At 55.7% G+C, this 12241-nt stretch carries 9 protein-coding genes; all 9 read left to right on the forward strand.

Annotated features, from left to right (window positions below; genetic code table 11):
- Nucleotides 1-22: 22 nt before the first annotated feature.
- The 9 genes from RPG13_RS13810 to RPG13_RS13850 all read left to right on the forward strand — a co-directional run bounded on the left by RPG13_RS13810 (nt 23) and on the right by RPG13_RS13850 (nt 12222).
- Entirely contained in the window at nt 23-2410 is a 2388-nt protein-coding gene (locus RPG13_RS13810; RefSeq protein ID WP_337125316.1) for a GumC family protein, read from the forward strand.
- A complete protein-coding gene (locus RPG13_RS13815) occupies nt 2298-3557 on the forward strand; it encodes a tetratricopeptide repeat protein (protein ID WP_337125317.1) in 1260 nt (419 codons plus the stop codon). Before RPG13_RS13810 ends, RPG13_RS13815 begins: the two co-directional genes overlap by 113 nt.
- Nucleotides 3554-4942, forward strand: coding sequence for an O-antigen ligase family protein (locus tag RPG13_RS13820; protein WP_337125318.1), 1389 nt, complete (start codon nt 3554-3556; stop codon nt 4940-4942). The genes RPG13_RS13815 and RPG13_RS13820 overlap by 4 nt, the downstream gene beginning before the upstream one ends.
- 45 nt (nt 4943-4987) lie before the next feature.
- Complete coding sequence (gene rfbA / locus RPG13_RS13825; protein WP_126103181.1) at nt 4988-5869, forward strand: glucose-1-phosphate thymidylyltransferase RfbA; 882 nt, start codon at nt 4988-4990, stop codon at nt 5867-5869.
- Complete coding sequence (rfbC, locus tag RPG13_RS13830) at nt 5870-6424, forward strand: dTDP-4-dehydrorhamnose 3,5-epimerase (RefSeq protein ID WP_095486116.1); 555 nt, start codon at nt 5870-5872, stop codon at nt 6422-6424.
- Between the two features lie 25 nt (nt 6425-6449).
- A complete protein-coding gene (gene rfbB / locus RPG13_RS13835) occupies nt 6450-7520 on the forward strand; it encodes a dTDP-glucose 4,6-dehydratase (protein ID WP_337125319.1) in 1071 nt (356 codons plus the stop codon).
- The gene (gene rfbD, locus RPG13_RS13840; protein ID WP_337125320.1) at nt 7517-8446 is read left to right on the forward strand and encodes a dTDP-4-dehydrorhamnose reductase; all 930 of its coding nucleotides are present in this window, start codon (nt 7517-7519) and stop codon (nt 8444-8446) included. Before rfbB ends, rfbD begins: the two co-directional genes overlap by 4 nt.
- A gap of 13 nt (nt 8447-8459) precedes the next feature.
- Nucleotides 8460-9572, forward strand: coding sequence for a class I SAM-dependent methyltransferase (locus RPG13_RS13845; protein WP_337125321.1), 1113 nt, complete (start codon nt 8460-8462; stop codon nt 9570-9572).
- A gap of 133 nt (nt 9573-9705) precedes the next feature.
- On the forward strand, nt 9706-12222 hold the full coding sequence (locus tag RPG13_RS13850; protein ID WP_337125322.1) for a glycosyltransferase: 2517 nt from the start codon (nt 9706-9708) through the stop codon (nt 12220-12222).
- Nucleotides 12223-12241: the final 19 nt, after the last annotated feature.

Below are 12241 nucleotides of genomic sequence, written 5' to 3' on the forward strand. Positions count from 1 at the left end.
TACGCACAGAGAAAACCTAAGGTTGCCACGCACCATGCTCGATCGTAACAGGCAGCATCAAATCGCAGGTCCAGGACATGGCCAAGCCTTGTCTGCCGACCTGTATTATGACGGTGCACAAAACTATAGCCCGTACGGTCGCGATTACGCGGAGCAGGACGAGGGCTTCAATCCGCTCAGGTTGTTTTTTTACGTTGTCCAGTATCGGTGGCTGATCGTCATGATGGTAGCTGGCGGACTTGTCGCCGGCATCGTCGTTACCATGATGCAGACGCCAAAATATCGGGCAACAGCACAATTGGAAGTGCTGGTTCCTTCGGCCAAGGTCTTCAAGGACATTGAAGTGGTTTCTGAAGCCAGCGACGACTATCGGGTCTTTCTAACCGCCCGGGAAAAGCTGAAAAGCCGGGCTTTGGCGCAGCGCGTGGTGTTCCAACTAGGGCTTAGCGAAAAGCCGGATTTCCTGTTTCCGACCCCGAACTTCTCGCCTAGCAATATTTTCTATCGTGCGTTCGGAATTTCCAAATCGCCTTCCATTGAAGAGACAACCCCGGAGGAACGTGAGCAGATTGCGATCGGGCGTGTTCTGGATGACCTCACGGTCACTCTGGTCGCCGACACAAGCCTGCTGTCGATTACGTTTGCCGACCAGAAGCCGAAATATGCGACTGATATCGCCAATCAGATCGCGCAAAGTTATATCGACCAGCGCCTCGATCAGACCAGCGAAACCTCAGACCTGGCACGGCAATTCATCCAGGAACAGGTTTTGCAGGTAAAGCAAAAGCTACAGAAATCCGAGGAGGAACTCGTCGCTTACGCAAAGGATGTGGGCATCACGATAACCGGCGACGAGAAATCGCTGATAGGGTCGAATATCGAGACTCTGAACACCGCGCTCGCGACAGCAATCCAGGAACGTCTCGATGCCGGACGGATGGTGGACCAGATAGACAAAGGCCGCGGGGCGAGCCTCGGCCCAGTCTTGGAGAGCGAAGGTCTGCAGAAGATCACCGAAAAACTGTCGGATTTGACCAGCCAGTATCAGCAGAAGTTGGGCATATTGAAGCCTGGCTTTCCAGAGATGCAGCAGCTTCAGGCGCAGATCAAGGAGCTGCAGCGGCTTTATGACAATGGCGTTTTGACTATAACCGATTCGCTGCGGCAGAAATATCAGGAGGCTCAGAACAAGGAGGCCGACCTCAAGTCAAAGCTTGCCGAGATGGAGATGCAGCAGGTTATCTTCAACGATAAAAACATCAAATATACGATTTTGAAACGAGAAGTTGATTCAAACCGCTCTCAGTATGATAGCCTTATTGCCAAGTTGAACGAGGTTGGAGTGAGCTCAGAGCTCAAGACACAAAGTGCCGCGATAGTCGATTTCGCGACGCCGCCCAATGGCCCTTATTCGCCGCGCCTGATCGTCAATCTTGCGATCGCTCTGATGCTTTTCATGACTCTGAGCGCATCAATTATCTATATCATCGAGTTGTTGAACAACACCTTCACCAATCCTGAGCAGGTCGAAAAGGAATTGGGATTGGCGATGCTCGGCATCTTGCCGCTTGTCGATGACCGGGAACTCATAGCCAGCATCGCCGATCAGAAATCCGGACTATCCGAAGCCTACCGTTCGCTTCGAACATCGTTGCAATTCTCCGGTGCCGAAGGCGCGCCACGATCGCTTCTGGTCACGAGTTCGGAGCCCTCGGAAGGCAAGTCGACGACGTCGTTCAAGCTCGGGCAGGATTTTGCCGCACTCGGTGCAAGGGTTCTCATTGTCGACGGCGATCTGCGAAAGCCCAACCTTCATCGGCTGTTTGGCCTCGACAACACAATCGGACTGAGCAATCTGCTGACGAACACTGTCCGCAAGGAGGATCTGGCTAGCATCTTCAGGGCGACGAAATACCCAAATGTGACCGTTCTGACTTCCGGAACGATCCCGCCGAACCCCGCGGACCTGCTCTCTTCGCCGAAGATGGCACTGATCATTACCAATCTCGGCAAGCGCTTCGATCTTGTCATAATCGATGCCCCACCGGTCGTCGGCCTTTCAGATGCACCCATCCTGAGCCGTCTTGCCGAGGGTACGTTGATGGTCATCTCGACCAATCAGGTGACACGCAAGTCGGCGAAGACGGCGTTGAAGCGCTTGCGGGCTGCCGGCGCAAACGTGGTCGGAGCCGCGATGTCGAAATTTGCGGTGAACAAGTTCGATTACAACTACGCGTACAAATATATGAACTACCAGTATTACGACTACGGCACCCCGAAAATTGAGGGCAAAGTCGATGACGGAGCAGACCAGCCCGCTTATGCAAAATCTACGGCGTTCAGGCGTTTGGTTCGTCGCATCCGTTCTAGCATTGGCGGCTTCGTCGATCGGGCTAAGTCGATTTCTTGAAACCGAGACGCCAACCGTTTCCCTCGCGCTGGATCCGTTGAACGTCAACGCCTTGACGGGCGAGATCACCGACGACCTGAACGATACAAGCACCGCTCCCGATCTCGACGCATTGCTTGCCAAGGCCGAAAGCGCGCTTCGCTTTGACCTTGCGGACGCACGTCTCTACAGCCTGATCGGGGAAATCAAGTACCGACAGGGTGCAAAAGACCAAGCCTACGAATTTTTCGATCAGGCTCGAAAATTATCCAAGACAGAAATCCATGCGCTTCAGAGGTCGATCGGCCGCTCGATCGAAACAGGCGATCTGTCCGGGGCTGTCGGTGAGATCGATATTTTGCTGCGGCGATGGCCAGATCAATTTCCGGCGATCGCCGAGGGGCTGCCGACAATCCTTTCGAACCCCGATGGATACCAGGCGGTGCTGGCAGCCATCAGGGCCGCGGCGCCCTGGAGAGCCAATCTGTTGGTTGCGCTTGGTAAAACCCCCGAGGGACTCGATTTCGCAAATCGGCTATTGCTCGATTTGACCGGATCAAGCGCGCCACCAAACTCGAGCGAATTATCCCATGTAATCTACGGCTATATTCGTCAGAAGGAATATGACCAGGCGTATCGATTGTTTCTTTTCAGCCTGTCCGATCAAGAACGGAAACTGGGCGGGTACATTTTCAACAGCACCTTTGAGCCCGTGTCCAGTGGTAAGCCTTTTGACTGGCAGGTCGGCGATCAGTCGGGCCTGGAAGTTACGTTTGTATCATCTCAAGATGCGGTCGAAGGCGAGGGTGGAGCGACGGTCCGCTTCCTAAACACGCCCGTCAAGAACACAGCTCTTCAGCAATATATCGAACTGCCTCCAGGCTCCTATAAAATTTCTCTCGCTGCGTCTGCGAGAAACTTGAAGCTGCCAAAGGAGTTGTTCTGGTCGATCAGATGTGTGGGGCCGACCGGCGAAATAGCGCGTTTCAATATTCCGGAGGGCACATACAATCGCCAGGCGCTCAGTCAGGATTTTTCGGTTGGACCGGCTGGGTGCCCCATGCAATTGTTGAAGCTGGAGACTGCCGCCATTGCTGAGAGCTGGCGCTTTCGATATGTCGGTACGTTGGTAATGCACAAATTGAGCATCGAGAGACTTTCATCTTGAGGGACCGGCCGTCGGAATGGGATAAATATCTCCTCGGGTCGGTTCTGTTTGTTTCGCTGCTGATCGGCGGTGGCACTGCAAGTGGTCTTTATACGGATACGCTGATTGAGATCGCGGCAATCATCTCGGCGGCGGCTGTCTTTTCACAAACCTCTGGCCAGAGACTCCCCCATTCTGTTCTGTGGCTGCTTATCTTCGCTGTGGCGTTGGTGATTTTGCAAATTGTCCCGCTGCCTGCGGCGATATTCAGCGGATTGCGACCAGAGCTGTTGCTCGCAGATTCCGGGCTGGTTGGAGAAACCCGATTTCGTTTCGTCAGCGTCGGGGTTGGACGGACGATCGAGAGTCTGTTGTATCTGGTGGCGTCAGCGGCGTTTTTTTTGGCTGTGCTGCGTTTGCGCACCGATCAGGTCCATGGGCTTCTCCCGTTCTTTTTTATGGGCGTTATCTGCAATGGGTTGGCGGGAGCGATTCAATATTCGCTCTCCGACAATATCGCCATAGAGGGATTGTTGCCTTTTACGATCAATGCCGGGCTTTTCGCCAATCGGAATCATTTTGCGGCTTTGCTTTTTGTTTCTATTCCCTTCGTCGTTTATTACGGCCTTTTCCGCGGCCATCTCTTGTCCGGATTGCTCGGACTGGTCACCCTTTTGCTGCTTCTTTTGGCCGCCGGTTCGCGCGCCGGTGTTCTGATTGGACTGGCGATTACCGTACTGTCCATTTTCTTTCTTTCGGCGCGCTCCAAGGTTAGTGGATGGGGCATACTGCTGATTTTCATAGGACTTTCAGCCTATACGATAGGCGCATGGACGAAAATCGATACTGACGCGATCGATCCAGCTTTCGGGCGAGGAGAGTTTGCTCGGACCACCATTGAGGGAATCAAAGAGAATTGGGCAACCGGCGTCGGATTTGGTAATTTTCAAAAGGCCTATCAGATATATGAAAAGGAAGGGATGATTTTCAAACAGTTCGTAAATCATGCCCACAACGAGTATCTTGAAATAGCTTTTGAAGGTGGAGCTCTCGCCATTCTGCTGATGGTGCTTTATTTCGTAATTCTTTTGATAGCGTTTACTAAAATTCGCCGCGATCCTCTTCAAAAGGCGGCGTTTCTCTCGGTGTCTTTTCTTCTCATCCATTCACTGGTTGATTATCCGTTGCGGACCGAAGCGCTTGCAATGACGTTTGCCTTTATGAATGCAATCATCTTCCACAAAGGATTTGCGGACCGTTTGGCCCAGAAGAACGAATTGATCGAGATCGACCACAACGGAAACAAATTGTTCGTCCCGATCGAAACTTCGTCCCAACGCAAGCCGAGATTGACAAGCCGCCGCGCGAAACATAAGCACGAACGCGCGAGATATAAACACGAATAAGTTGCGTCGGCTGGGGAGCGCGAAGGCGGTTTTTAGGAGAGCTTGTTGAAAGGCATTATCTTGGCTGGGGGCAGCGGAACCCGGCTCTATCCGCTGACACTGGCGGTCTCTAAGCAAATCTTGCCGATATACGACAAGCCGATGATCTACTATCCGCTGAGCGTCCTGATGCTGGCGGGAATCCGCGAGGTTCTGGTCATCTCGACCCCGCGCGACCTGCCGGTTTTTCGGGATCTGCTCGGCGACGGCTCAGAGTTCGGGCTTGATCTGTCCTATGCTGAGCAGCCGCATCCCAATGGCCTTGCTGAAGCCTTCATCATTGGCCGTGACTTCATCGGCAATGACAGCGTCTCGATGATCCTCGGCGATAACATCTATTTCGGCGAAGGGCTGTCGCAGCTCTGCCGCACGGCAGCTTCGCGCAAAAGCGGCGCCTCGGTGTTCGCCTACCATGTCGAGGATCCGCAACGCTATGGCGTGGTTTCGTTCGACAAGATCAGCGGCTCCGCTTTGACGATCGAGGAAAAACCGCAGGCACCGAAGTCGAATTGGGCCATCACCGGCCTCTATTTTTACGACAATGATGTCGTGAATATAGCCCCGACGATCCGACCTTCGGAGCGTGGCGAGCTCGAGATCACGGCGGTCAACAACGTATACCTGGAACGCGGGCAGTTGCAGGTTCACCAACTCGGCCGCGGCTATGCGTGGCTCGACACCGGCACCCATGACAGCCTGCATGAAGCCTCTTCCTTCGTGCGCACGATCGAGCATCGTCAAGGTATCAAGGTTGCCTGCCCGGAAGAAATCGCCTTCGAGCAGGGCTGGCTGACGGCGGACAAGGTTCTGCAGCGCGCCACCCGCCTGGGAAAGAATGAATATGCCGCCTATTTGCGCAAGCGCGTCATCGAGTTGACGGAGAACTAGGTGTTGGAGATCAGGCCCCTCGGCCTCGACGGCGTGCTGGAGATCATCCCGAAGCGGTTCGGCGACACGCGGGGGTTCTTTGTCGAGACCTACAACGTCGAGCGGTTTTCAGACGCCGGTATCGATCTGCGTTTCGTGCAGGACAACCACTCCTATTCCGCTGCCGCGGGTGTGTTGAGGGGGCTTCACTATCAGCTTCCCCCGCGTGCCCAGGACAAGCTGCTGCGCGTTATCCGCGGCAGGATTCTTGACGTTGCGGTCGATATTCGCCGCAGTTCGAAGACATTCGGAAAATGGGTGGCCCTCGATATCTCCGCCGAAAAAGGCAATCAAATTTTGGTGCCGCAAGGCTTTGCGCACGGTTTCGTCACGCTCGTGCCGGACACCGAGGTGCTGTATAAGGTCACCGACACCTATTCGCCGGAACATGACCGATCGATCCGTTTCGACGATCCCGCCATCGGCGTCGAATGGCCATCGCTATCAGGCGGATTTCAACTTTCGGACAAGGACCTCAAGGCGCCGCCGCTCGCCGCCGCCGAGGTGTTTGTGTGAAAGACGTTTACGTGAGGAGAGCGGCATGAATTTTCTGGTGACTGGAGGTGCCGGCTTCATCGGCTCGGCGGTGTGCCGGCATTTGTGCGGCAATCCGGCCTACCGGGTGACCAACATCGACAAGCTCACCTATGCGGGAAACCTCGCCTCGTTGCGGCCGATCGAAAACGCGCACAACTACAGATTCGTGCACGCCGATATCTGTGACGACAGGACGATTCTGGAAATGCTGCACCGCGACGACATCGACGTCATCATGCATCTTGCCGCCGAAAGCCATGTCGACCGGTCGATCGACGGGCCGGGCGCGTTCATCGAGACCAACATCGTGGGAACCTACCGAATGCTCAATTCGGCCCTGGAATATTGGCGCAGACTTCCCGACGAGAAGAAAAACCGTTTTCGTTTCCATCATGTTTCGACCGACGAGGTGTTCGGCGATCTGCCCTTCGACAGCGGCGTCTTCACCGAACAGACGCCCTATGCACCGTCTTCGCCCTATTCGGCGTCGAAGGCCGCATCCGACCATTTGGTGCGTGCATGGCATGACACCTACGGCCTACCGGTCGTCCTGTCGAACTGTTCGAACAATTACGGTCCGTTCCATTTCCCCGAAAAGCTGATCCCGCTCGTCATATTGAACGCGCTCGACGAAAAACCGTTGCCGGTCTATGGCGCCGGCGCGAACGTGCGCGACTGGCTTTTCGTCGAGGACCATGCGCGCGCCTTGGCGATGGTCGCGACCCAGGGGGCGGTTGGCGAGAGCTACAATATCGGCGGCGGCTCGGAACGTACCAATCTGGCGGTGGTCGAGGCGATCTGCGACGTCCTCGACAGCAGGCGGCCGCGTTCTGCCGGCCGCCGCTATCGCGATCTCATCACCTTCGTTGCCGACCGCCCGGGTCATGACCGGCGCTACGCAATCGACGCTTCGAAGATCGAGCGCGATCTCGGCTGGACGCCGCGCGAGACCTTCGACAGCGGCCTCGCCAGGACGGTCGACTGGTATCTTCAGAACGAGTGGTGGTGGGGTCCGATCCGCCGCGAGCAGTACGCCGGCGAGCGGTTGGGCGAAGCGCGAAAGGGTGCTGCGTGAGGCTTGCCGTCACCGGACGCGAGGGCCAGGTCGTCAGCAGCCTTGTCGAGCGTGCGCGCACGCACCCGGACGTCGAGGTCTTCACCCTCGGCAGGCCTGAACTCGATCTGGCGAAGCCGGAGACGATCGAACGGGCGGTTGTGGCTACCCGACCCGACCTGGTCGTGTCCGCCGCAGCTTACACCGCCGTCGACCAGGCTGAGGACGAACCGGACCTTGCCTTCGCCGTTAACGGCATCGGCGCCGGCCATGTCGCTGCGGCCGCAGCACGGATCGGTGCACCGGTGATCCACCTGTCGACCGATTATGTCTTCGACGGAAGCGGCGAGGGGGCTTATGTAGAAGAAGACGAGCCCGCTCCGCGCAGCGTCTACGGCGCCTCGAAGCTCGCCGGCGAGCACGCGGTCGCCAGAGCCAATCCACGCCACCTCATTCTGCGCACGGCATGGGTCTACAGCCCGTTTGGCAGGAATTTTGTCAAGACAATGCTGCGCCTCGCTGCCGCTCGCGACGAGATAGCGGTAGTAGCCGACCAGTGGGGAAATCCCACTTCGGCCCTTGATATCGCCGATGCGATCTTGCACGTCGCGCAGATTCTGCATGGCAACAAGGGCTTTGCTTCCTTCGGCGTCTACCATCTCGCAGGAACCGGCGACACCAACTGGAGTGGATTCGCCCGCCACATCCTGGACACAAGCAGGGTGCTAGGTGGCCCCTATGCGCAGGTCAGGGATATCGCCACTGTGGATTATCCGACCAAGGCGCAGCGTCCCCGAAATTCGCGCCTGGCGACTCAAAAATTCGCGACTGCATTCGGATGGATAGCCCCGAGCTGGCACAACTCGACCACAGAGGTGGAACGATGTCTTCTTCGGCCTGCCTCAGGATGCTCCTTGCCCTCTCTGGGAACAATGCACTTACCTTAGCCTGAAGAGCACGATGATTCCTTTCACTTCGACGACATTCCGATTTCCTGACCTCGTAACTCCGTCGGCATGGGTCGAACATGTTCCATTCATGTTCTGGTTGATCGATGCGCTCCGGCCGCACCGGTTTGTCGAGCTTGGCACGCATGCAGGGGCCTCCTATTGTGCCGCCTGCCAAGCCATTGAGTTGCTGGGTCTCCACTGCAGTTGCTATGCAATTGATACTTGGAAAGGTGACGAGCATGCGGGCTACTACGACGAAAAAGTTTATCACGATCTCGCTGCCTACCACGCTCCGAAGTATGCAGCATTTTCGCGTCTGGTGCGGTCAACTTTTGACGCGGCTGTTGACCATTTCGAGGACGCCAGCATCGACCTGTTACACATCGACGGTCTGCATACTTACGACGCTGTTCGTCATGACTTCGAGACCTGGCGGCCGAAATTAACGCAAAACGCCGTGGTGCTCTTTCACGACACGAATGTGCGTGAGCGCGATTTCGCCGTCTCTCGTTTTTGGGGTGAAGTCTCGGCGGATCGGCCGCATTTCGAGTTCCTGCATGGACATGGATTGGGCGTCCTGGGGGTTGGCGATAATTATCCGAAGGCGGTCGCATCGCTTTTCGCTGCCGGTGAAGAAGAACACGGCCGAGGAGCCATACGCGCTGCCTTCGCTCATCTTGGCCAAGTGGTTGCCCACTTCAGCGATACAGCCCATGCGACAAGGCGGACGGAAGCAACATTTGTGCTGACCCGCGAAGAGTGGCATCGACAGATGGAACAGCGGGGCAGCCAGATCACCGCTCTATTGGCCGAACGCGATCAGTTGGCAGCGCGGGGACGCGAGCGCGAGGTGCAGTCTGCGCTGGATCGAAAAGAATGGCAGCTTCAGATCGAAGGGCGTGACGCCAAGATTTTGCAGGCGAACGCGCAGGTCATTGAGAAGGCCGAAGAGATACAGGTCCTAAAAGAAAAGCTTTCGGTGGCAGTAGCCGATCGCGAGAATGCCCGCTCTGAGGAAAAGCGACTGCATGAAATTCTCGGCGCTGTTTATTCCAGTACCTCCTGGCGCGTTACTGCGCCCCTAAGAGCGGCAAAGCGGCTTTTGACTACCTTGGGAAAATAGGGCCATTCCAAGCGTATTGCCCGCTGTTTCGGCGATCGAACGGACCTACTCAAATTGTCGACGCATGACCCGAGACAAAGTCTACCCACCGCTTGCTCGGCTGATATAAAAAACTATGCAAAACAGTAATCGCTTGGTCGAGCTTTGGCTTCAATTCGCTGCAGAACTGCGAAAACTGAAGCTTGTATATCGCCGTATTCTCGTCGAGACCCGCCGCAATTCACGGCCTGGGTTCAATCTCCGTGACGGCAACGGCGAAACTGTCGGCTGTCTCGAGGAGATTAAAGTCGAGCGCGGCATGATTCACCTGCGGGGATGGACGACAAGACCAATTCTCCGGCTGATAGCCGGCCCGGTCCGCCGCTCGATCACGCCAGACCACGCCCGTCAAGATATCAATGATGAAAGAGGCCTGCGTCTCGACACCCCCACGGGTTTCAATTTCAATTTCCATTTTCGCGATGACGACCTGCGCCTTGAATTCGACGGGATAGACGGCCCGAGGGAATATAAGTTCACCGCTATGTCACAGATGGAGCGGGCATACTCCAACGGATTAATCTTCTTTCATCTCATATGGTCGGGCATCAAAAACATCCCCCTCTTGTTTCGGCATTTCGTCCTGCGCGATCCCGTTGCTGCAAGCGGCTTGAAAGATCTATATCTCACGTTTGATCGGAAACCAGAGGTTGATTGGACGGCTGGTATATTAACTAAAAGCTCGGCGTTGCCGGTGCTTGATGAGAAGATCTTCATTGTCCTTCCCGTTTACAACGGGTTTGAAATCCTGCCTCAGGTATTGGACCGCGTCGACCGTTTCACCGACGGGCCTTCCTCTCTCGTCATCGTAGAAGACTGCTCGACGGACAATCGCGTGAGACCTTGGTTGCAGGATTGGGTTGCCAGCCGCCAGTCTAAAGCTGTTTTGATCGAGAACGAGCACAATCTCGGCTTTGTCCAGGCAGTCAACCGGGGGCTGGAAGCTGCGGCCGGACACCATGTCGTTCTACTGAATTCCGATGCCTTGGTGCCCGAGAGGTGGCTTTCCCGGCTCATGGCTCCGATCATTGCCGATGAGACGGTGGCTTCCGCCACTCCGATGTCAAACGATGCCGAGATTTTCTCTGTTCCGGTGATCTGTCGGAAAACCGATCTGCGACCCGGACAAGTCGACGCCATTGACTCCATAGCCCGAAAAATCAATCCAGCGGTTCTGTCGGTTGAGGTACCGACAGGCGTCGGCTTCTGCATGGCAATGAATAAAAAATTCCTTGGCCAGGTCTCAAAATTCGACCTGGCATTCGGTAAGGGTTATGGCGAAGAAGTAGATTGGTGCCAGAAGACGCATGCACTCGGCGGACGTCACGTCGCGGTGCCCAATCTGTTCGTTGAACACCGCGGAGGCAATTCATTCGGATTGGAGGCAAAGGCACGTTTGATGCGTTCGAACGGCGCGATCATTTCGAAGCGGTATCCAGCCTACGATGCAAATGTACAGGATTTTATCGCGACGGATCCACTTTTGTCGGCTCGCATTCTGCTTGCCATCGCAGTAGCCAAGAGACCGGATCGTCCCTTGCCGGTCTACTTCGCTCACGATCTAGGGGGCGGCGCCGAATCCTATTTGCAAAGCCGTATCAAATCGCAGATCGAGACCATGGATCAAGGGGCTGTCACCGTGCGTGAGCGCGCCGACGCTGGGCTTTTTGAGCTGGAGATCCATTCGACCGCAGGCAAAACCAAGGTACACACTGACGATCTCGGCCATCTGCGCAATCTTCTTCACACCGTCGATCAACTGAACCTGGTCTATTCATGCATTGTCGGATCACGCGAGCCGCTCAGAATTGCAGCTTTTGTGGCAGAGCTTCGCCGGCCAAATGATCGTCTTTCGGTTCTCATCCACGATTATTTTCCAGTTTGCCCGTCTTATACACTACTCGATAATAGCGGAAAATATTGCGGTATCCCGGCAACGGACGTTTGCGTAGCCTGTCTCGGAGCCGGCAATCCCAACAGCGCTGTACCAGAGCCCGATATCCGCGAGTGGCGCGAGGTATGGGGCGGCGTCATGGCAATCGCTGAACAGATTGAGGTCTTTTCCGGTACCAGTCGTCAGATCATTTCCAAGGCCTATCCGGCAGTTGCGGACAAGATAGTGGTCAAGCCGCATGTCCTTCGATATCTGCCTCCGGCAGTGAACGCGCCGACTACTCGTGTACTGACAATCGGAATCTTGGGCAATATCGGCTATCAAAAAGGCGCGCGCGCGGTCAGAGATCTAGCAGCGGTCCTGCCGCACGATCGAAGCGTTCGCATCTCGATCATCGGAAATTTCGATTATCGCTTCCATCGTTCGGCTATCGCTGTTTACGGCCAGTATCAGGTCGAGGATCTGTCCAGGATTGCTGTGCAGCAGCAGATTGGATGCTGGCTGATGCCTTCGATCTGGCCGGAGACCTTCTCCTACGCCATTCACGAAATGTTGGCGACCGGCCTTCCTGTCTTCTGCTTCTCGCTCGGCGCACAGGCCGAGGCGGTTGCAAAATCGAAGAATGGCTACGTTATGAGAACTACTCCGGACAAGCCACGCGAAATCCTGGATGAGATCCTCGCCGTCATGCGCCACATGTCGAAATCAGCTGCATGAGGGCCGATATCGGGGTCGC

This window comes from Mesorhizobium sp. ISC15 (assembly GCF_037162615.1).
Classification (GTDB): domain Bacteria; phylum Pseudomonadota; class Alphaproteobacteria; order Rhizobiales; family Rhizobiaceae; genus Mesorhizobium; species Mesorhizobium mediterraneum.